The 18664-nt window shown below is 60.3% G+C and carries 24 protein-coding genes and 1 pseudogene; 14 read left to right on the plus strand and 11 right to left on the minus strand.

The features are described 5' to 3' along the window. The first annotated feature begins 32 nt into the window (after positions 1-32). Together O5O54_RS20925 and O5O54_RS22490 are read left to right on the plus strand one after the other, a co-directional pair. A complete protein-coding gene (locus O5O54_RS20925; RefSeq protein WP_279483798.1) occupies positions 33-389 on the plus strand; it encodes a helix-turn-helix domain containing protein in 357 nt (118 codons plus the stop codon). Between the two features lie 9 nt (positions 390-398). Continuing rightward, positions 399-761 (plus strand): TetR/AcrR family transcriptional regulator C-terminal domain-containing protein, encoded by a 363-nt coding sequence (locus tag O5O54_RS22490; protein WP_407061743.1) that lies wholly within the window; start codon positions 399-401, stop codon positions 759-761. A gap of 131 nt (positions 762-892) precedes the next feature. Here the strand turns inward: O5O54_RS22490 and O5O54_RS20930 are convergent, their stop codons facing one another. From O5O54_RS20930 to O5O54_RS20945, 4 genes are all read right to left on the minus strand, one after another. Further along, complete coding sequence (locus tag O5O54_RS20930; protein ID WP_407061744.1) at positions 893-1597, minus strand: IS6 family transposase; 705 nt, start codon at positions 1595-1597, stop codon at positions 893-895. A 161-nt stretch (positions 1598-1758) separates the two neighbouring features. After that, positions 1759-2652, minus strand: a complete 894-nt coding sequence (locus O5O54_RS20935; RefSeq protein WP_279483800.1) for a dihydrodipicolinate synthase family protein — start codon at positions 2650-2652, stop codon at positions 1759-1761. A gap of 19 nt (positions 2653-2671) precedes the next feature. Further along, positions 2672-3292 carry a LysE family translocator gene (locus O5O54_RS20940; RefSeq protein WP_279483801.1) on the minus strand — a complete coding sequence of 207 codons (621 nt, stop codon included), beginning with the start codon at positions 3290-3292 and terminating at the stop codon, positions 2672-2674. 17 nt (positions 3293-3309) lie between these two features. Next, positions 3310-3930 (minus strand): LysE/ArgO family amino acid transporter, encoded by a 621-nt coding sequence (locus tag O5O54_RS20945; protein ID WP_279483802.1) that lies wholly within the window; start codon positions 3928-3930, stop codon positions 3310-3312. A gap of 62 nt (positions 3931-3992) precedes the next feature. Between O5O54_RS20945 and O5O54_RS20950 the strand changes: the two genes are divergently transcribed. From O5O54_RS20950 to O5O54_RS20960, 3 genes and pseudogenes are all read left to right on the plus strand, one after another. Then, the gene (locus O5O54_RS20950; protein WP_279483803.1) at positions 3993-4892 is read left to right on the plus strand and encodes a LysR family transcriptional regulator ArgP; all 900 of its coding nucleotides are present in this window, start codon (positions 3993-3995) and stop codon (positions 4890-4892) included. Positions 4893-5090: 198 nt separating this feature from the next. After that, positions 5091-6248, plus strand: a pseudogene (locus tag O5O54_RS20955) (IS3 family transposase). 195 nt (positions 6249-6443) lie between these two features. Next, a protein-coding gene (locus tag O5O54_RS20960; RefSeq protein WP_279483804.1) for an IS5 family transposase occupies positions 6444-7243 on the plus strand; the annotation gives its coding sequence in 2 pieces (ribosomal slippage) (positions 6444-6771 and positions 6771-7243; 801 coding nt in all). 36 nt (positions 7244-7279) lie between these two features. Here O5O54_RS20960 and O5O54_RS20965 read toward each other — a convergent pair. The 4 genes from O5O54_RS20965 to O5O54_RS20980 form a co-directional block, all read right to left on the minus strand. Then, positions 7280-8194, minus strand: a complete 915-nt coding sequence (locus O5O54_RS20965; RefSeq protein WP_279483805.1) for a DUF4105 domain-containing protein — start codon at positions 8192-8194, stop codon at positions 7280-7282. Between the two features lie 83 nt (positions 8195-8277). After that, complete coding sequence (locus O5O54_RS20970) at positions 8278-9639, minus strand: alpha/beta hydrolase (RefSeq protein ID WP_279483806.1); 1362 nt, start codon at positions 9637-9639, stop codon at positions 8278-8280. 592 nt (positions 9640-10231) lie between these two features. Further along, entirely contained in the window at positions 10232-11041 is an 810-nt protein-coding gene (locus O5O54_RS20975) for an outer membrane protein (protein WP_279483807.1), read from the minus strand. A gap of 330 nt (positions 11042-11371) precedes the next feature. Beyond that, a complete protein-coding gene (locus tag O5O54_RS20980; RefSeq protein ID WP_279483808.1) occupies positions 11372-11725 on the minus strand; it encodes a PRC-barrel domain-containing protein in 354 nt (117 codons plus the stop codon). Between the two features lie 187 nt (positions 11726-11912). Between O5O54_RS20980 and O5O54_RS20985 the strand changes: the two genes are divergently transcribed. Then, the gene (locus tag O5O54_RS20985; RefSeq protein ID WP_279483809.1) at positions 11913-12581 is read left to right on the plus strand and encodes a TetR/AcrR family transcriptional regulator; all 669 of its coding nucleotides are present in this window, start codon (positions 11913-11915) and stop codon (positions 12579-12581) included. Between the two features lie 219 nt (positions 12582-12800). On the opposite strand, the gene O5O54_RS20990 is transcribed toward O5O54_RS20985, so the two are convergent. Next, positions 12801-13505 carry an IS6 family transposase gene (locus O5O54_RS20990; protein ID WP_407061745.1) on the minus strand — a complete coding sequence of 235 codons (705 nt, stop codon included), beginning with the start codon at positions 13503-13505 and terminating at the stop codon, positions 12801-12803. 215 nt (positions 13506-13720) lie between these two features. Between O5O54_RS20990 and O5O54_RS20995 the strand changes: the two genes are divergently transcribed. After that, positions 13721-14125: a hypothetical protein gene (locus O5O54_RS20995; protein ID WP_279483810.1), complete on the plus strand. Its 405-nt coding sequence runs from the start codon at positions 13721-13723 to the stop codon at positions 14123-14125. A 257-nt stretch (positions 14126-14382) separates the two neighbouring features. On the opposite strand, the gene O5O54_RS21000 is transcribed toward O5O54_RS20995, so the two are convergent. After that, positions 14383-15003 carry a recombinase family protein gene (locus O5O54_RS21000; RefSeq protein WP_279483811.1) on the minus strand — a complete coding sequence of 207 codons (621 nt, stop codon included), beginning with the start codon at positions 15001-15003 and terminating at the stop codon, positions 14383-14385. A 226-nt stretch (positions 15004-15229) separates the two neighbouring features. On the opposite strand from O5O54_RS21000, the gene O5O54_RS21005 reads away from it, so the two are divergent. Both O5O54_RS21005 and O5O54_RS21010 read left to right on the plus strand, forming a co-directional pair. Further along, entirely contained in the window at positions 15230-15535 is a 306-nt protein-coding gene (locus O5O54_RS21005) for an AbrB/MazE/SpoVT family DNA-binding domain-containing protein (RefSeq protein WP_279483812.1), read from the plus strand. Beyond that, a complete protein-coding gene (locus O5O54_RS21010) occupies positions 15532-15945 on the plus strand; it encodes a type II toxin-antitoxin system VapC family toxin (RefSeq protein WP_279483813.1) in 414 nt (137 codons plus the stop codon). Before O5O54_RS21005 ends, O5O54_RS21010 begins: the two co-directional genes overlap by 4 nt. Positions 15946-16001: 56 nt before the next feature. Here the strand turns inward: O5O54_RS21010 and O5O54_RS21015 are convergent, their stop codons facing one another. Further along, on the minus strand, positions 16002-16190 hold the full coding sequence (locus O5O54_RS21015) for a hypothetical protein (RefSeq protein WP_279483814.1): 189 nt from the start codon (positions 16188-16190) through the stop codon (positions 16002-16004). A 222-nt stretch (positions 16191-16412) separates the two neighbouring features. Between O5O54_RS21015 and O5O54_RS21020 the strand changes: the two genes are divergently transcribed. From O5O54_RS21020 to O5O54_RS21040, 5 genes are all read left to right on the plus strand, one after another. Further along, complete coding sequence (locus tag O5O54_RS21020) at positions 16413-17042, plus strand: hypothetical protein (protein ID WP_279483815.1); 630 nt, start codon at positions 16413-16415, stop codon at positions 17040-17042. A 112-nt stretch (positions 17043-17154) separates the two neighbouring features. Continuing rightward, on the plus strand, positions 17155-17580 hold the full coding sequence (locus tag O5O54_RS21025) for a hypothetical protein (RefSeq protein ID WP_279483816.1): 426 nt from the start codon (positions 17155-17157) through the stop codon (positions 17578-17580). Further along, positions 17577-17840: a hypothetical protein gene (locus O5O54_RS21030; RefSeq protein WP_279483817.1), complete on the plus strand. Its 264-nt coding sequence runs from the start codon at positions 17577-17579 to the stop codon at positions 17838-17840. The genes O5O54_RS21025 and O5O54_RS21030 overlap by 4 nt, the downstream gene beginning before the upstream one ends. A gap of 127 nt (positions 17841-17967) precedes the next feature. Next, positions 17968-18156: a hypothetical protein gene (locus O5O54_RS21035; RefSeq protein ID WP_279483818.1), complete on the plus strand. Its 189-nt coding sequence runs from the start codon at positions 17968-17970 to the stop codon at positions 18154-18156. A gap of 78 nt (positions 18157-18234) precedes the next feature. Then, positions 18235-18664, plus strand: a 430-nt coding sequence (locus O5O54_RS21040; RefSeq protein ID WP_279483819.1) for a hypothetical protein, incomplete at its 3' end; no start/stop codon positions are given.

The following is an 18664-nucleotide window of genomic DNA, read 5'->3' on the forward strand; positions in this document are numbered from 1 at the left end:
AAAAGCGACTCACGCGATCGACGGACACGCGAATGGCATCACCAACTCGCCACCAAAGCAAGTGCGATCGGGAGACGAGGCTGGTGGCAGACGCTCCCATCGAACGGAAAGGAAGGGCCGATCCGGCCCTTCGCGCCGAGCGCAAGAAGCGGCAGATCATGGATGGAGCCCGCCGCGTGTTCCTCGACCGGGGCTATTCGGAGGCGTCCATGGACGAGGTCGCCGCAAGCGCGGGCGTGTCGAAGGGTACGGTCTACAAGCACTTCGGAGGCAAGGAAGCGCTGTTTGAAGCCGTGGTGATCGCCGAGGCCGAGGAGATCGCAGGTTTGCTGCCACAAGACCTGCATGGTCGGGCTGGGGTTCCTACGGAAGTACTAGAAAGCGTGTGAAACGAGGTCGTGGCGGCGTTTCAAAGCCCTACGGCGCAAGCCTGCCTACGGCTCGTGATGGGCGCCGCCAAACAGGTCCCCGAACTGGAGGATACGTTCCTCCTGCATGCCGTTGAACCTGTCCTGCGGTCGCTCGTCAATTACTTGGAAGCCGTAGACGAGCCCGGGAGCATGTCGGCGAGAGAGATCCGGATGGAGGCCGAACGGTTAATACTGAATTGTCTCGGCCTCGCGCTCGCCGATCTCCTAATAAGGAATGTTTCGCCTGACCGCGGTCCCGGTTCAAACCGCCTGTTCGACCGAGCCGCAGTACACGTTCGCGAGGCATCTTCATCGCCCGCTAGCGACCGTTCCAGCGTCCGCAAAACCTGAGCTGCGTTTTGAACCTTTAGAGTATCGTGCAGATAAGTGGACTCGGCAGTATCGCGGCGTCGAGTTGAGTGATTCACTGGCTCTGTTGCGAACAGGCGATCGGGACGCAATTATCCCGTTCTGTTCTTCTGTCAGGCGATAAAGACCTGGAACAGCCGCCCGATGTACCGAGCCTCCGATCCGCCAGCGAGGCTGTCGGCCATCGACCGGAACTGTGCCTTGCGGAACATCCGCATGACCTCGAACCCGCGAATGGCGTTGTGCGCCGTCTTGCGGGACTTGAACCCACGCACAGGGCGGATGCGCTGCTTGAGCTTCCCGTGGTCGGACTTAAGGCGGTTGTTCAGGAACTTCACCTGCCGATGCGGGCAGGTCGGCGGAAGGCGTCCTTCCTTGCGCAGCGAGGCGATCGCCTCGTTGTAGGCTCGGTTTTTATCGGTCGAGATGACCGAGGGCCGATGGTGCGGCGAACGGTTCAAAGCCTTGCTCAGAAATTGTTTGGCGGCCTTCGTCGTACGGGTTTGCGAGAGGTAGAAGTCCAGCGTCTCGCCGCCGTCGCCGATCGCACGGTAGAGATACATCCATTCGCCGCGAACCTTCACATAGGTCTCGTCGACATACCAGGTTTTGGTCTGCAGGGGTTTGCACCACTGGACGCGGCGGTCGAGCTCGGGCGCATAAAACTGGACCCACCGATAGATCGTCGTGTGATCCACCGAGAGATGACGCCCGGCCATCATCTCCTCGAGGTCGCGGTAACTCAGCGCGTAGCGGCAGTACCAGCGCATACAAAGGAGGATGACGTCGAGAGCGAAGTGCCGGCCCTCGAATGCCACACTCATGCCTCATAACCCCAACTGCAGCCGCCTTCAGCACCGAGGCTCGCATCCGCAATGGCTATTCGCAACAGACCCGTCCATTGCGTTCAGCGAGCTGGTGACGCGCCGAAGGTAGGGCGAGTCCAACATTCCAATGAGACGCATCTCTCGCTTTCCCTTCAGTTCCAAAATGGCTCGAGTGCGTCGGCGACCTGGCGCCTGGCGTCCGATCCAAGACCCCGGACCGGCAACGGCGGCTTGGCACTGCTCAGACCCATCAGGTCCAGAAGCGCGTACATGACCCTCAGGCTTCCGTAGGCCTTGAACATGTCCCACAAGTGGGCCAGCGCCGCATCGAAACGCCGGGCCTCCTCAACGTTGCCGGCCTGCGCGGCTCGGGCGAGTTCTTGGACCGGACGGGGCAGCGTGCCGGCCAGAACGCTGTAGAAGGCGTCGGCTCCCGCAAGGAACGCGTCCGCAGTGCCCCAATCGCCGCTGTAGCCGATGGCAAGGTCCGAAGCCTCACGCAGACGACGCAACTCACCGCTGTAGTCGCCGTCCGAGGGCAACGGCATCTTGATAGCTTGGATGGTCTCAATCCGGGATAGGCGTTCGATCAGCTCCACGGAGAAGGTGAAGTGCGTGGTGCCGGGATTGTTGTAAATGCAGAAGCGCAGCGGCGTCGTGGCCGACACAGCGAGGTAGTGTTCGTAGGCCTCTTCTTGCGTCAGCGGCGTGTAGGAGACCGGCGCCATGAGGAGAGCATCGGCTCCCGCTCTCGTGGCATCGCGTGCGAGTTCCTGCGCATGATCCGTTCGAAGGGCGCCAACACCGACCATCAGGGGAACGCGGCCGTCGACGCATTCGACCGCGGCCTCCACGGCTCGGCGCCGCTCCTCTCGCGAAAGATAGGCATAGACGCCAGTCGAACCGAGGAGGCCGATCGAGTCAACACCAGCCTCGCACAAACGCTCAAGAAGGTGGGACAGCGTGTCGGTATCGACGCGGCCATGGTCGTCAGCCGGCGTGATCGGGAAGGCCAAAAGGCCATGGAAGGGGGACGAAGACGGCATCGAGAGTTCCCAAGACATGTCAGCGAGACAGGAGCAGGCGAATGCCGGCTGCGGCGAAGAAGACGGCGAGTACGCCCTCGAACCACCGACGCGCCTTTGCATAGGCACGCACCATCGGCGCTGTTGAGAACAGAAGGGCGTAGCCCGAGAAGATGAGGATGCCAAGGAGGATGCAACCTGCCAACGCGATCCCGACGGCAGTAGGCGTAGCGTTGGGGCTTACGCCCAGCGACATGATGGCAACCCAGGAGAGAACCGCCTTAGGATTGCCGACATGCATAAGCACGCCACGGCGATACAGGATACGGGCGCTCGGTGCGGCGATGACGACGTCGATTATCGGCGGGCCTGGCGCAGCGGCCATGCGGGCCGCCTTCCAGGCGAGCCACAGGAGATACAGTCCGCCGCCGATCTCTAGGACCGTCAGCGCATGGGCGTAGCTGGCCAAAAGCGTCGATACACCCGTGGCCGCGACGCCCCCCCAGACCGTCGACATGGTGATGACACCTGTCGCCATGGCCAGCGCAGCAGGGCGCCCATGTCGCATGGCCGTGTTCATGATCGCCATGTTGCTAGGTCCGGGGCTCGCAACGGCGATGACGTAGGCGGTCCAGACGAGAAGAAGGTCGTGAAGGGTCATGGAAGACCTCGCAGCGGCTAACCGACCACGCCAAGGAGCAGCGAGGCGGCAAGGGTCAACATGACGACGCCAACCAGAGCGTCCAGCATGTGCCAGGCGGCGGGTCGCGTGAAGACGGGTTGAAGGAGACGCGCACCGTAGCCGAGCGCGGCGAACCAAGTGAAGCTCGCGGTCGCAGCACCCAGGACGAAGATCGGGCGTAGGGCCTCGGGCTGGGCTGATCCGGCGGTCCCCATCAGCAGGACCGTGTCGAGATAGACGTGCGGGTTGAGGTAGGTAAAGGCGGCGCCCGTCGCCATGGCGCGACCAAGCGACAGGCTGTTACCAGCTACCGCGGTCATCGCCGAGGTCGAGGCCATGCGGCGGAATGCGGCGATGCCGTACCAAGCGAGAAACGCCGCGCCGCCGAGGGCGAGGAGCGTGGTCAATTGAGGGGCGGCCGCGAGGAACGCCCCCATGCCGCCGACGCCGGCCATGATCAGGAGTGCGTCCGACAAACCGAAGAAGAGAACGATGGGACCGACGTGCTCACCCCGCAGTCCTTGCCTCAGAACGAAAAGGTTCTGCGCCCCGATCGCCATGATGAGGGCGGCCGATAGTGCGAAGCCGGAGAAGAAAGGGGGAGCGAGGTTCGTCATGGCAACGCCCATGCCACCATGAAACGAGGAAGGGAAACTTGTTTTTCTAACACTAATGAAGCATGTCTTCATTCGTGATGGACTATCCAGCCCTTGCCGCCGTTGCGGCCGTCGTTCGTGAGGGCAGTTTCGAGCGCGCTGCCGTATCGCTCGGCATCACGCCCTCCGCCGTCTCGCAGCGCGTTCGAGGTTTGGAGGAGAGGGTTGGTGCAATGCTAATTGTACGCGCGCAGCCTTGCCAGCCGACGGACCTCGGCCATCGCCTCTGTGCCCATTTCGACCGCGTACGCCTGCTGGAAACGGAGCTCACACCCGATCTGCCGGAACGAGCTGAAGCTGAACCGCCCCGGGTCTCTTTGAAGGTGGCAGTCAACTCCGACAGCCTCGCCACATGGTTCCCGCAGGCTATGTCGGCGTTCAACCTTACTACAGGCATTCCGCTCGACCTGACGCTGGACGACGAGTCCCACACGGCCGATCGTCTGCGCTCGGGCGAGGTCATGGCGGCGGTAACTGCCGATCCTAGTGCCGTGCCAGGATGCCGAACGTATTCACTCGGCGCCTTGCGCTATGCCGCTTGTGCCAGTCCGGCCTTCGTCGACCGCTTCTTTCCCGACGGCGTGACAGCTGTAGCTCTGGCACGAGCACCATGCCTTCGCTTCGACCGTCGGGACGCGCTGCAAGCGCGATGGGTTAGGGAGACACTCGGGATTGAGCTCAACGCACCCACCTATACCGTCGCCTCTACGCACGCCTTCCTCGACCTAGCGGCGGCCGGGTTGGCGTGGGGCATGCAGCCGGTCGCGTTGGCGCATCCTTTGCTGGCAAATGGCCGCCTCATCGAACTCAAGCTAGGCACTCGGATCGACGTCAGCCTCTATTGGATCGTTGCCCGTCTCCCGGTGGCATCCCTCGATCGCCTGACGAACGCCGTGCGGCAAACGGCAGACATGCTATCGTGAACGTCCGCTTGATTGGGTTGGGTGTTCAGAAACCGAAAGTCCGTAATTCACCCATTCTGATCGTTGTTCGACAGCTGGAGCCGGGCGTGATCGAGGCGACGAAGGCGAAGGTCACGGAGTGACGTGCTGCCCATTTCCTGGACCGTTTTGAGATTGAAAATTCCAGTTATGAAGGGGGGCCAGGAAGAGGAGCTTGGAATGAAGAGGTCGAAGTTTTCCGAGGCGCAGATCGCGTTTGTGCTGAAGCAGGCCGAGGACGGCACGAGCGTTGGCGAGGTGTGCCGCAAGACCGGGATCAGCGAGGCGACGTTCTACGCCTGGCGCAAGAAGTATGCGGGACTGATGCCGTCGGAGATGCGGCGACTGCGCCAGCTCGAGGAGGAGAATGCCAAGCTGAAGCGGCTGGTCGCCGACCTCAGCCTCGACAAGGCGATGTTGCAGGATGTCGTCTCGCGAAAGCTCTGAGGCCTGACCGGCGCCGGCAACTCGTCGACGACGTCAGGAGCACGTGGCAGGTCAGCATCCGGCGGGCCTGTGGTGTGCTTCGGGCGGAGCGATCGAGCTACCACTATCGTGGGCGCCGCGCCGATCAGGCCGATCTGAAGAAGCGAGTGAAGGAGATCGCCGAGACGCGCGTGCGATACGGTTATCCCTCTGGCCGGCAGGCGATTGCTTGCAATCGCCGAGAGGCGTCGTATCCATGTGCTGCTCCGACGGGAGGGCTGGGATGTGAACGCCAAACGGATCTATCGTCTTTACAAGGAGATGGGTCTGCAACTGCGGCACAAGCCACCCAAGCGCCGGGTAAAGGCCAAGCTGAGGGAAGGCCGCTGCGTGGCGTCCTGCTCGAACGAAGTGTGGGCCATGGACTTTGTCCATGACCAGCTTGCGACAGGGCCGAAGCTGCGGATCCTGACCGTCGTGGACACCTTCAGTCGGTTCTCGCCCGCGGTGGTGCCACGCTTCAGATTCCGGGCGCCCGACGTTGTGGATGTGCTCGAACGTGTCTGCGGTGAGATGGGCTATCCTGCATCGATCCGGGTCGACCAGGGAAGCGAGTTCGTCTCGCGCGAGTTGGACCTGTGGGCCTATACCCGCGGTGTCGTGCTTGACTTCTCCCGGCCCGGAAAGCCGACGGACAACGCCTTCATCGAGACGTTCAACGGCAAGTTCCGGGCAGAGTGTCTGAACCAGCACTGGTTCATGAGCCTGGACGACGCGGTGCGCAAATGCGAGGCTTGGCGTAGAGACTACAACGAGGTGCGACCTCATAGCGCCATCGGCAACAAACCGCCGATATCGCTGGTGAACCGGTCAGCGGCACATGGCCCGCCGCCACCGGTCGAAGCTGGATGACGACCAGCCAAGTGGTCCAGGAACGGGTAGTAGGTCAAGGCTCTCAAAGCCATACTTCAGGGCGGACCATTTCAATGGGGGGGATCAGTCGTTTTCGCTTAATGCACAGGCGTTCGTATGGAGCTGTGTAGGCGACGAGTCTAATCTCAGTTCTAAGACCGCCTAACAAAACCGCGTTTCGCGCGTTGGTAGGCGATGGGAAGACCTCTTGTTTGCGATGATTTGTGGGCGTCGATCGAGCCTCTGTTGCCGCCGCCGCCGTCTCGACCGAAGGGCGGGCGCCCGCGCCGCGACGACCGGGCCGCGCTGGGCGGGATCGTGTTCGTTCTGCGGTCGGGCATTCCTTGGGAGATGCTGCCCGCCGAGATCGGTTGCTCGGGCATGACGTGCTGGCGCCGCTTGCGCGACTGGCTGGCGGCCGGGGTCTGGGATCGGCTGCACCGCGTGCTTCTGGAACGGCTGGCCGATGCTGAACACCTCGACTGGGGCCGCTGCTCGCTTGATAGTGCGAGCGTTGCGGCCAAAAGGGGGGATCGCAGATCGGCCCGAACCCGACGGATCGCGGTAAACCGGGGTCGAAGCGCCATCTCGTGGTCGACCGGGAGGGCACGCCGCTCGGCGTGACGCTGTCGGGCGCCAACCGGCACGACAGCATGATGCTGGCACCGACCCTGGACGCCGTTCCTGGTGTACGGCGCGGGCGCGGTCGACCGCGTCGTCGCCTCGTCAAGCTGCACGCCGACAAGGGCTACGATCACAAGCGTTGTCGTCGGGAATGCCGGGCCCGCTCGATTACGCCCCGCATCGCCCGGCGCGGCGTGGAAAGCAGCCAGAAGCTTGGACGCCATCGCTGGGTCGTGGAGCGGACCTTCGCTTGGCTCGCCCGCTTTCGCCGCCTTGCCGTCCGCTACGAACGCCGCGCCGACATCCACATGGCCTTCCTCAAACTCGGCTGCGCCCTCGTCTGTCTCAACCAGATCAAACGGTTTTGTTAGGCAGTCTAATACTGCCGTGATAATAAGGGGTGATACCTATTTTGGGCTGCCTCGAATGACGTTAGAGTAAGGGGCGTCATTCGGCGCTGCCCGAGCGAGCGCGCTGATCGCAGCTTGCCGACGCAGTTCAGGTTCAGGCAATTTCGAGACAAGGACATTTTGATCTATAAGGTATCCTGGAAGATAGCCGGACAGGAGGATCCGCCAGTCGGTCGGAAGGCCCGGCTCGATCAGCTGGGCCAAGTCGAAGATCACCGTGGTGCAGTTGGCGGTCAAAGTGTTGTAGAATGCCGGCTCGCGAGCCAGTTTGTTGCCTGTCTCAACGTAGCGGAGAAACAAAGCGCGCATCGCTTCCGGCGGTAGGGCAAGCGGGTAGAGGTAGGTGTCTTCGCCCCGCATGTTGGTGCGGAGATACAGGATGTCGCTTTCCTCGGAAGCGATCAAAGCCAGTTCATAGACCTTAAAGAAGCCCGCGATCGAGGAGAACACCTCGTCCCGCTCGCGCCGGATCTCGACCGAGAAGACCACCCGTCGGCCATCCGAGAAACCGAAGCTGACGAGCGTGTGCGCGATGGCATCGATGCCCCAGTAGGACAACACGAGGTCGGTCTCGACGAGTTTTGAAAGGTCGTACTTGCGCCAATCCCAGCGTTCGTCCGCTTCACTCTCGCTTGTCCAGCGGAAGTCTCGGACATTTAGAAGGGTGACGACGTCGCCCGTCGCGCTCCCGGTAACCGTTCGCGCGACGTCCGGTGCCCAACTGCGATCCAGTCGTGGCTTGATGGACCACCACCAACCGCTGAAACCAACGGCAAGCAACGCCAGCAGCGCGATGCCGAGACGCGGCCGCCTTGTCGATAGCCAGCCCGCAGCGAACAGCACGAAAACCCAAAACACGACTGCCGCGGTCCGCCCTGATATGCTTTCACCGGCGTGGAACCACAGACTCATGCAGCTCCAGATCGACAGCGACAGAAAAGCTAGGAGGAGGACCAGCTTGCCTATCGTTCCAAGGATTGCTGTTAGCGAACTTCTCATCGCCCCGTCACGGTCTGGAGGGATCCGCCGAAGTTCCGTCCGGAGTCTTCGATCCGTTCGCGCAGCCGTCGGCGCCCTTCCGGATCCACGATTGCGGACGGGATGGTCGCCGTTGCCCCGATTGCCGAACCGACGCCCTGCGCGGTGCCAATGGCGGTGGCGCCGATCGTCTCAGCCACGCCGATGCGCGAGTCGGAGATGTTGTCGCCCGCGATCAGCCGACCACCGATGGCCCGGACGACGTCGGCACTCTCGGCGAACTTCGTGTGATTCAGGCCGTCACCGGCCTGCACACCACTCAGGTCGACGACGTCGATGCCGCGAGCGGCGTAGAATGCCTGGACCTCGGGTCGCGTCAGGTCGACCGTGCCTAGACGCTGCACCCCCCCCGCGAGACGACGCGAAACAAGTAGCGCGCGGTCGTCCTGCGACGTGAAGATGGTGATACGGTCCTGGGCAGGCCCGATCTCGTCGAGTTGCTCGCGGAAGACGTCGACATCGAGATCGGGCGACGCCAGTACGATATTGCGAAGCTTCGCGGGCAGATCCCCTCGCCGGATGGCCATCTGCCTGATGGCCTCCATCGCCAGCCAGCTTCCCATCGAATGGGCAAGGATCGTGATTTCGTCGACGTCGGGCCTGTCGACCGCACTCTCGATGATCCGCTCGAGGCTGTCCCGGGAGTAGTTGGCCGATTCCCGGTCGTAGAGATAGCCGAAGATCGAGCCCTGCGAGGGCCAAGTGAAGAGGATCGGCGCCGCGTTGACGCCGGTGTCGTGGCTGATCTGGGCGAAGCGGAACACTGCCTCTTCGTAGGTCGTGTTGAACCCATGAACGAAAAGTAGGACACGCTTCTTAAGGCCGGCAACGCGACCGTACCAAGACTGCGACTGCGTGGCATCCATGGAATCGATCTTGAGGGCAACGAACTCGTGGGATGGCTCCCCCGGGTTCTGCTTCGGATAGATAACGGCGCCGGGTTTTCGGACTGCGTCGGGAGGGATCGAGACCACGATGTTCTCAACGGACAGTCCGATACCTCGATCACCGGCGAAGACGACGCCCGGGACCTGCGACGGGGCTCGCGTGGTAGCAACGAGCATATCGACGACATGCGCGCCTGGCACGGTCGCTGCGACCGGAAGCAGGGTCGCGTAGGGACGAGAGGCACAGCCGGTCAAACAAAGGGAGAGTAGGAGGGCAAGTTGAATCGTCTTCGTCACCGGCTGCCCATTTTGCAGAGTTCGGTATTGACCTTGCGGCGAGGCGCACGAGGCCAGCCATCGGCCTTCATTCAGTTCAGGCCTTTCGCAACTATCGATGCGCTCTGCATCAGCAATCGACCGACGCTCGACCATCGATCGATACGGTCATCTACAATGAGGTATCTCAGAGGCCAATCGTCTACTTGAGACCTGGTTTACGCTTATAACGCAAGCAAACGCCATGGCCCAAGGATTGATCGTGAATGAATGCGACACCAGCTTGCATGAATACTTGATACAAAGAATGTAGTTCTTCAACTGAAAGCAAGATTGCATTCTGTTCGAAACGCCGAACGTTATGTACGGGGACTGACGCGCGACGTGCTAGTTTCAGGATGGTCCAGTCCAAAAGGGCTCGAGCCCCTCTGCATTGCATACCGGTGAAAGGCGCATCGAAACCGGGATCAGTTCCAACCGCCACGGTCCCAGGCTGGCTGGCGACGAGCGCGTTGCTCACGACATGCTCAAGGTACTGGACTCGACCGGGAACCAGTACTGAATGATGGCGTATCCGAAGATGACAGTGCCAATAATCAGGACGAAGGTTGCAATAATTGTAAGGGCTTGCGAATTCGTGTGTTCGCTCAAACTTTTCACGGTTCAAATATATGGGTAAAAGGGGTGGTCCGCCGGACTGGAGTACGGCGGACCATGAGCGCCTGGACGAAAGCGCTAATGCGGTTGATCAGTTGAAGCGCAGAGACGCCTTTGCCCAGACCGTGTGGAAATCGAGATCGTCGTTCGACGTCGTCTTGAAGGTCTGCTGTCCGACCGGCAGCGACGGGTTGGTGTAGGAAACGTCGAGCTTCGTCTCACCGATGTCGGTGTAGAGGTATTCGATGCCGACGGAGAAGTTCTGGGTGACGAGATAGTCGACCCCACCGCCGACTGCGTATCCGACGTCATCGTTGTCGGACTCGACCGAGGTTCCGAAGCCACGCGTCGCGTTCAGGACGCCCGGCGTGACGAACTCAACGTCAGTGTCGGCATAGGCGACACCACCGGTGGCGTAGATGGCGAGACGTTCGGTCGGGACGAAGCCGATCTTGCCGCGGGCGGTCGCGATGAAGTTGATGTCCTGAGAGACGCCGAACGTATCGAATCCGGTGGCGGCGGTGCCGAGCGTGTAGCTCGAGACGGTCGAAGCGTCGATGTAGTTGATGTCGGCGACGACACCTAGGATCAGACTGCTGATCTGATAGTCAAAACCGACATGGGCACCGCCGACAAAGGCTGCATCGTCGGAGCTATCCTCGCCGGGCGCGAAGGAGGTGGACGGGAAGAACGCGCCGGTGGTCGGGTTATACTCGACATCACCGGACTCGTTGTTGAATGCCGCGCCTGCCTGTCCGCCGATGTAAAAGCCATTCCAGGTGTAGGCCGGCGCCAAGGCGACTACCGGTGCCGCCGGCTCTTCGTAGACCACATCGGCCGCAAGCGCCGGAACCGAAAGCGCAACCAGCGCCGCCGTCGTAAGAAGTGCATGAAGCTTCATGGTGGAACCCCTCTGTTCAAGCCCAAATGGACCTTTTGGTCTAATTAAAAGAGCGGCGGGGATGAGGTCAATCGCTCGCGACCGTTTCTCTGCAACTGTTGCATTTATGTCATGGGAGGAAGTGGGGGACTCTTCAAATTAAAGCCGAGCTCTATAACTTGGACAGCATGCTATCCTAATATATAAGCAACGTCCATAATTATAAAATATAGTAACGGTGCAACCCGATAGGACGCACCGTTACCAATCAGTCGGAATAGCCTAAGTCTAAAGACGAATAAAACCGGATGCGATAGGTAGGCATCCCTGTTTTAGCCAACACAAGAAGCTTTAGCTATTATACTGAGGAAGTTTCGCCAGTTCTGCAGCGGTGATGTCGACAGTGATGACACCGTTCGTGGTCTTGAAGCGCGAGAGCGGCACAATGAAAGCAGTTTCGCTGTTTTCAGCCTTGATGACGAGTGCCGTCGGGCCTTGCTCTGCCGTTCCAACGACCTTCTTGATGTCACCCAGTCGATTGCCGGCAGCATCGGTGATGGCCGTGCGCTCCAGCTTGCCAACGGTCAGGCCAAAAGGCTGGACGATGACATCGCTGCGCAGTTCAACCACTGTCACGACCTGGGCCGAAGCCGGGAGGGCAATGGTGGCCGTCGCGAGGGAAAGGGCGATCAGGAGAGCTTTCATATGGTGACTCCTCAGTTGATTGGTTCGGGCTTCTAATCGCTCCACATAGTCGCGCGTTCCACCCGGCCGAAAATAAATGGACCAGCAAGACCATTTTCCGGCGGAGCCGGCGCGGACGGTATGTTGCGAGGGGTAGGAATGCACGATCGAAGGGCGTAAAGTTGGATCAACCGAGGAGCGAGAACCTTTGCCTAGTAGGCCGACCGCCACAACCCGCCGCCGTGGAAGACCCTCAGCGCAGGAGACGCAAGAGATAACAGGGCATATCCTAACCATAGCGAAAAATTGCTTCCTTGAGTTAGGATACGAAGCAACATCAATTGATGAAATCGTTGATCGAGCAGGAATATCAAATCAGACATTCTACAATCGGTTTAGCAATAAGGCATCCCTGTTTGAAGAGATTCTGCGAAAATTCGCAGATTCGCTTTTAGAAGAACGACGTAGAGTTGATTCTGATTTACTCAATTTGCCCATCGATGAAGCTCTTTTGAAGTTTTCTGTTAGAGTCCTGCAGCAAATCTCGAACCCTGAACTGCTTGCGCTCGAACGCCTGCTGCTATCCACTTTAAAGCAGTATCCGGAAAATGCAGCGATCGTAGTATCTGCCGGCGACGCCCTAACCGAGATGGTTGAAACCCTTTTGATTGGAGCTGAAGTGCGAGGCGAGATCAAGGTTGAGAATAGGAGGCGCAGTTCTCGCTGGTTCATCGATGGAGCCATCGGTCCTCGCATGAAGCGAAGCTCGCTTGGGCTTGCGCAACTCAACCTGACCGATACGGATCTCGACGATATCGAGGCTTATGTTGGTTTCTATCTGCGCGGGCTCTGTTGCAAAGTCCCGAAGGCAGTGTAAGCCCTACCACAGGGAAGCCTGCGGTCAGCGAGGCCAAGGCATGAGTTTGGCGTCCAAGGCCGGCACTTTGTTGTTGCCCCCGAATGATCGGACAGGATCAGAGGGATTGCTGGGACGCCATGAACTCGCGGGGTGAGAGATAGCCGAGCGCCTTGTGCGGGTGAACGGCTCCGTTGCAAATTGCCGAATAGGCCACAATGATCCCGTTCTGTTCCATTTTCAGGCGACGAACACCTGAAACAGCCGCGCGATGAAGCGCGCTTCCGATCCACCGGCCAGGCTGTCGACCATCGAGCGGAACTGCCCCTTCCGGAACATCCGCATCGTCTCGAACCCGCGGATGGCGTTATGGGCCGTCTTCTGTGACTGGAAGCCCCGCACGGGGCGGATCCGCTGCTTGAGCTTGCCGTGGTCGGATTCGAGGCGGTTGTTCAGGTATTTCACCTGCCGGTGCTGGCAGCTCGCCGCGAGCCGCCCTTCTCGCCGCAGCGATGCAATCGCTTCGTTGTAGGCCAGGTTCTTGTCCGTCGAGATCACCGATGGCCAGTTGTGCGGCGACCGGTTCAAAGCCCTGACGAGGAGGCGTTTGGCGGCCTTCGTCGTGCGCTTCTGGGATAGCTGGAAATCGAGCGTCTCACCTCGGTCACCGATCGCGCGATAGAGATACATCCACTCACCGCGCACTTTCACGTAGGTTTCATCGACATACCAGCTGCCGCCGTTGCGGTTCCGGCACCACTGGCCACGCCGGTCGAGCTCGGGGGCATAGTGCTGAACCCATCGGTAGATCGTGGTGTGATCGACCGAGAGTCCGCGCTCGGCCATCATCTCCTCGAGGTCGCGGTAGCTCAGCGCGTAGCGGCAGTACCAGCGCATACAAAGGAGGATGACGTCGGGAGCGAAATGCCGGCCCTTGAATGCCAAACTCATGCCTCGCAACCCAACTGTAGCCGCCTTCAGCACAGAGGCTCGCATTCCAGATCGCTATTCGCAACAGAGCCAAGGAAAGTGGTCGGCGTATTTTGGAAATGGCCGGACGGGGTCGAAACTTGCCGGTTTACACATGCGTCATCGAGTGTGTTTTGAGTATGGGTATGGGTATGGCTCGCGTAAACAAGCTGATCGGGCCTTAAGGGATTATGCGCTATCTGTTTGGCCTGCTGGCGCTCGTGCCACTCGTACTGGTCGCGCTTTTGAACGCATACCACTGGTTGGCTGGCCGAGGGTTCGAACCAACGGCCGACAATCTGATTTCGTATGTCGTGCTGTTGGTCGTTCTGCTGCCGGCTGCGCTGGTTGTGGGCATCCGGTATCGGCTCATGAGAGCGCGGACATCGACCTTTCCAGATAGCTTCATCTACGGGGGAACCGCCGCGCTCGGATCGGGAGCACTTTTGACGGTTGCCGACTACGCGGACGAATATTTTACGCCAGGAGGCGTTGGGCTCGCGTGGCCTCTTGCAGGCCTGATCGTTGGCTCGGCTTATGGTCTTCTGTTCTGTTTGGCGCTGCGAATGTCCACCGTTCTGAGGCGGTCTAATTAGGGTGTGCCTTTCGCGGACCGAGCTATCCGCGGTCTCCTAAGCTTACGTGCAACACGTAAAGAGGACCAACGGCAAGGAGACGACCTTAAGCGGACCACACCGAAGGTCGTTCTCGTGCATGACTCGAATCCCTTGCACCGTTCAGCGAAATTCCGTGTGGCTGGCTCGATGTCCGCTTCCGGTGGCTCGACAATGCTGCTGCGAACGACCGGCATGGGCGCAAAGCTGCCATACGAGCCGGGTTGCCAGGACCGTAGTCAGCTCTCCCGTAGCGCCTCGTCCCTCTCGGCAGCCTTGGATCCTCTGCCTTCGTCCCTGGCGCGCTGGATCGTCTGCCGGCTGACGCCGTAGTCGCGCGAGAGCTTCGAGACCGAAGCCCCCTCCCCCAGCTTCTCGCGAACCACCTGCTTCTGCGCCTCGGTCAGGCTTCGCGGGCGCCCCAGAACCTTGCCCTGCTCTTTCGCTCGGCTCAGACCTGCCTGGGTACGTTCGATCAGAAGGTCGCGCTCGAACTCGGCAACCGCGTTGATGACGCTCATGGTCATGCGACCGGTCGAGCTTGTCAGATCGACACCGCCCAGCGCCAGGCAGTGGACCTTCACGCCCATGCCTGCGAGCAACTCGACCGTCGTCCGCACGTCCATCGAGTTACGGCCGAGCCGATCCATCTTGGTGACCACGAGGATGTCGCCCTCCTCCATGCGATCGAGAAGCCGAGCGAACCCTTCGCGCTGGGCAGCGGCCATCGAACCGGAGACCGTTTCGGAGACAACCCGCCGCGCGTGAATGTCGAAACCGGCCTGTCGGATTTCGCCGATCTGGTTTTCGGTGGTCTGACCGTTGGTGGAAACGCGGACGTACGCAAAAGTTCGGGACATTGGGGCTCGAAACCGACCGAAAACGCTTCGATCTTATAGGACATGTCCGATAAGACGGATACCTATTATTTGCGCAGAGGCGATGCGCCCTGTCCTAAACCGATCGATTTGGCACAGTCGTCTTTATAGATGACGGGTACACGATCGCTGATGCGGCCCCGCTCTCGATCGGGTATATTCGTGAATATGGGATGCGCAAGCCGTTTATGGATGGAAAATCGACGCTATGGAAAATCGGCACACAGCACCAGTGGCCGCAAATGGAAGGATGAACCTTCCTGCGCCGGTTCGCGCTAGGTTGGAGCTTGAGGGCGGCGGAAAGGTCGTCTTTATCGAGAAGGAGAATGGGGAAATCGAGATCACGACCCTTCGCCGCTCCCTGCAGCGTGCGCGTGACCTCGTTCGAAAATACATCCCGAATGGCGAAGGCATCGTAGACGAGCTGATCGCAGAACGGCGTGCTGAAGCCGCGCGCGAGGCGGCCGAGGACAATGGCACCCACGCTGCTGCTGCGCCCCCGGAGGCGAAATGACTGCTGTGGTGCTCGACACGTCCGCGATCCTTGCGTTCCTGCTGCATGAGCCCGGAGGGGACGCTGTTGGCTTGATGCTGGAAGACCGTGCTGTCGTTTCAGCGGTCAACGTCCAAGAGCTGCTGGTCAAGCTTGTGGGCAAGGGCATGAGCCCGATCGACGCACGTCGCACCGTGCGGTCGCTCCACCTCGAATGTCATGCCCACTCGTTGGAGGCGGCCGAAGAGGCGGCTGACCTCGTTGAGCACACAAAGAGCCGCGGCCTTAGCTTGGGCGATCGAAGCTGTCTGGCTCTAGCGCGAAGGCTCAATATGCCCGCCGTAACGGGGGATCGTGTCTGGTCCGAATTACAGGAACCACTCGCCATGGAGGTTATCGACATCCGATCGATTTCCCCGGAGGCTAGCTAGGTTCCACCACTTTACGGTCGTTAGCCGCCTCCCGCCGTTAGGACAGCTAGTCTCGCTTACGGTCTGCCTGCCAAATCAAACGACAAATCCACTTCGGCTGGCTTGGTCAGGGCGACATCGCCCGCAACGCCGCCGAAGTCCTCAACCGGCGCATGAGCGAATTTTGGAGCGCCGTTGACCGCGAGGTAGCTGCCAAGAACGCCACCAGCGAGAGCGACAAGCAAAGGTATCGTGAAAATCGGCATGGGCGGACCTGAGTTATCGTAAGGGATGCAACGTTTTGTCGTTCGCGTATGGTGCGACGACGGAGCGCTATATCAGTCCATCGCATCCCGTCCCTCAATCTCGCCTTCCGGTTTCCTTTGGAAATGTTCGATGATTACCTTAACGCGCGCTATTAACCACTTCCTTCACCGGCTCTGATGTCGGATAAGAGGGAATGGATTGCGTAACGTCAGGTTGAACGTATGAGTCTCTCTCCATTCTCGCAGACGACCGCAGATGGTGGTGATGAGGACGAAGCCGTTGCGGCGTTTCGCACTGAGTTGTCTCGGCGCGGCAAACCGGTTGCCCATCTCGAATGGTATGTCGATCGCGGGATGAACATCAGCGACTACATCGGGGAGTTCAGCCCGCAACCGACGCTATGGCGAACGGGTTGGATGGTCGGAACCCGTCCGATCTATCGCTTCAAGACCCAAGGCTTCAGCTCCTGGCTTTTTGAGCCATTCGCTCAAACCCGTGCGGTTATCGGTATATCTGCCGTCACCCGGACGAACGCGCCGCTCAGCACCCGCGAAATCGCCGAAGCAATCCTCGGTGTTCGATATGAGCACGCCGATCAAGTCAAGCAGGACGCGATCGACTTGGTGGAGGCCGAGGTCGAGCGCTTAGGCCAACGCAACAGCCTCTTTGGCATAGAGGAGCTGGAGATGGCGTTTTACTGCGAATACCGGTTCTATCCAGAACTTGGTCCCGGCATCTACGGCTTGCCGACTTTCACCCCGAAAGGCGCAGCCTATGCGGCCGTCAGGGGGTTCCGCGCTCAGCCCTTCGAGATTGAATGCCGTGAGGGGGAGTGGAGGTGGACCGAATGAACCCCCGCTAAGCAGCGTGCGTCGAAACACACGAGAGTAAGAGGCAGGGCCGCCCGTCTGACGGGCTTCCAAAGGGAGAGCGAGGCTTTCCGGCCCGTCGATGGAGATCGACATGGGCCTCGACCCGAAACGCTTCCCACGCGTCCCCGCACAAATCCTCGCCGGCATCAGCCAGCCCGACGTCCTTCTGACGGTCGGGCCGGGCTCGATCGCCATCCTGCGTGTCCCGACGCCCCAGGCGTCGAGCACCTGGTCCGGGTTCTCGCCCGATGACGCTCCCGAGCTGATCGAGCTGGCGAGCAAAGCCGGCGCCACCGTGATCGATGCCCGTAAGTGCTGCGAGGACGCCTATCGGCACCTCGTCATCACCGGGCCGATGGTCGAGGTTGGCGGCCTGAAGTCCCTTCGTATCACGGGCGAGCGCCATGCGATGGGAACCGTCTCGATCGCAGATTACGCGCCACTCTATGCGGCGATCGGCGCGATCGTCCACAACATGCCGGCTCCGACGGGCGAGCCCGCGGAGATCGCGGCATGAGCGAGATCCCCGACGCCCCGCTCCTCGATCCCGAGACCGTCGCGCGCATCGAACGCGAAAACTCGACCGTTGGCCAGTACGAGCGCCTCGCCGGCATCGGGCAGAGCCATGCGGAACGGCTCGCCTTCTGGCTCAAATACGGCAAGCACCCGGACGGAAGTGAGAGCATCCGCCTTGCGATGAACGAATGCCGGCGCCGCATCGGTTTGCCCCAGCGGCCGCCTCCAGGGACCAAGGCGAAGCCCCGGCGCACGAAATGACGGATCGCCGCTCCTTACAACTTTACGGATCGCGCGTGGCCCCGTCTGCGTTGAAGATGCCGAAACCCATTGGCGCTAGGCTCGAACTCGGAGCTTCGACTTCACCGCGCACATCGAGGAGATCAGCATGGGCACCTACATCGCATTCCTTCTCCTTGGCGGCCTGGTGGCCCTATTCAGCATCATGGGGCTGAAGGAGTTGGGGCTTCACCTGTCGGAAGGCGCATCGATGGCGCTGATCGCTGCCTCGACGCTCTACTCGGCCGAGCTGTTCAAGTTCCTCGAGCGCCGCATCGGCCGCTACCCGCGGCCTTAACGTAACTCTATAATATCTGGCAGAAGGCGTTCCCTTTTATGGGGGCGCCTTTTCTAATTCTCCATAAAGCAGGCCGGTATGCGGATTTGGGAGTCCATAAAAGACAAGTGGCTGGCAGTCTATACAGTCTGGGAGATTTTTCGGGACTCAAGTTGGCAAGTCAAGGCTAGCTTATTCGTTTGCGCCTTTGTGGTTGCATCGTTCTTCACTGTAACATTCCTGGCAGCGTTGGGTGTATTATTTGGTGGATTGGCGTCCATTTGCGCCATCCATGAAGAATACGATGCCTCCAAGGTGTTTACGGCAATTGGCACCGTCATTGCAGTCGCAGCGACAGCTTGGGGTGTCATAGTTGTAACACCTAAGATCAATCAGGCGCTTCGTATATATACGGAAACCACAGCATTTCAGGCAGCTCCAGAGTCTAGATTAGACCACCAACAAAGCGCAAGGGCTATCCGGGTTATTCAGGTATGCGGGAACAGCCAGTCACGACTGCTAATGGGCT

The organism is Aureimonas sp. SK2 (genome assembly GCF_029813115.1).
Classification (GTDB): domain Bacteria; phylum Pseudomonadota; class Alphaproteobacteria; order Rhizobiales; family Rhizobiaceae; genus Aureimonas.

Excerpts from the sequence above, each read along its gene's own strand:
- O5O54_RS21020 (WP_279483815.1), top strand. The coding sequence starts at position 16,413 with ATGAGTCTCTCTCCATTCTCGCAGACGACCGCAGATGGTGGTGATGAG.
- O5O54_RS21015 (WP_279483814.1), bottom strand. The coding sequence starts at position 16,190 with ATGCCGATTTTCACGATACCTTTGCTTGTCGCTCTCGCTGGTGGCGTT.
- O5O54_RS21030 (WP_279483817.1), top strand. The coding sequence starts at position 17,577 with ATGAGCGAGATCCCCGACGCCCCGCTCCTCGATCCCGAGACCGTCGCG.
- O5O54_RS20925 (WP_279483798.1), top strand. The coding sequence starts at position 33 with ATGGCATCACCAACTCGCCACCAAAGCAAGTGCGATCGGGAGACGAGG.
- O5O54_RS21000 (WP_279483811.1), bottom strand. The coding sequence starts at position 15,003 with ATGTCCCGAACTTTTGCGTACGTCCGCGTTTCCACCAACGGTCAGACC.
- O5O54_RS20995 (WP_279483810.1), top strand. The coding sequence starts at position 13,721 with ATGCGCTATCTGTTTGGCCTGCTGGCGCTCGTGCCACTCGTACTGGTC.
- O5O54_RS20965 (WP_279483805.1), bottom strand. The coding sequence starts at position 8,194 with ATGAGTCTGTGGTTCCACGCCGGTGAAAGCATATCAGGGCGGACCGCG.
- O5O54_RS21035 (WP_279483818.1), top strand. The coding sequence starts at position 17,968 with ATGGGCACCTACATCGCATTCCTTCTCCTTGGCGGCCTGGTGGCCCTA.
- O5O54_RS20980 (WP_279483808.1), bottom strand. The coding sequence starts at position 11,725 with ATGAAAGCTCTCCTGATCGCCCTTTCCCTCGCGACGGCCACCATTGCC.
- O5O54_RS20945 (WP_279483802.1), bottom strand. The coding sequence starts at position 3,930 with ATGACGAACCTCGCTCCCCCTTTCTTCTCCGGCTTCGCACTATCGGCC.
- O5O54_RS20950 (WP_279483803.1), top strand. The coding sequence starts at position 3,993 with ATGTCTTCATTCGTGATGGACTATCCAGCCCTTGCCGCCGTTGCGGCC.
- O5O54_RS20940 (WP_279483801.1), bottom strand. The coding sequence starts at position 3,292 with ATGACCCTTCACGACCTTCTTCTCGTCTGGACCGCCTACGTCATCGCC.
- O5O54_RS20975 (WP_279483807.1), bottom strand. The coding sequence starts at position 11,041 with ATGAAGCTTCATGCACTTCTTACGACGGCGGCGCTGGTTGCGCTTTCG.
- O5O54_RS20935 (WP_279483800.1), bottom strand. The coding sequence starts at position 2,652 with ATGCCGTCTTCGTCCCCCTTCCATGGCCTTTTGGCCTTCCCGATCACG.
- O5O54_RS20970 (WP_279483806.1), bottom strand. The coding sequence starts at position 9,639 with ATGGTCGAGCGTCGGTCGATTGCTGATGCAGAGCGCATCGATAGTTGC.
- O5O54_RS21025 (WP_279483816.1), top strand. The coding sequence starts at position 17,155 with ATGGGCCTCGACCCGAAACGCTTCCCACGCGTCCCCGCACAAATCCTC.
- O5O54_RS21005 (WP_279483812.1), top strand. The coding sequence starts at position 15,230 with ATGGAAAATCGGCACACAGCACCAGTGGCCGCAAATGGAAGGATGAAC.
- O5O54_RS21010 (WP_279483813.1), top strand. The coding sequence starts at position 15,532 with ATGACTGCTGTGGTGCTCGACACGTCCGCGATCCTTGCGTTCCTGCTG.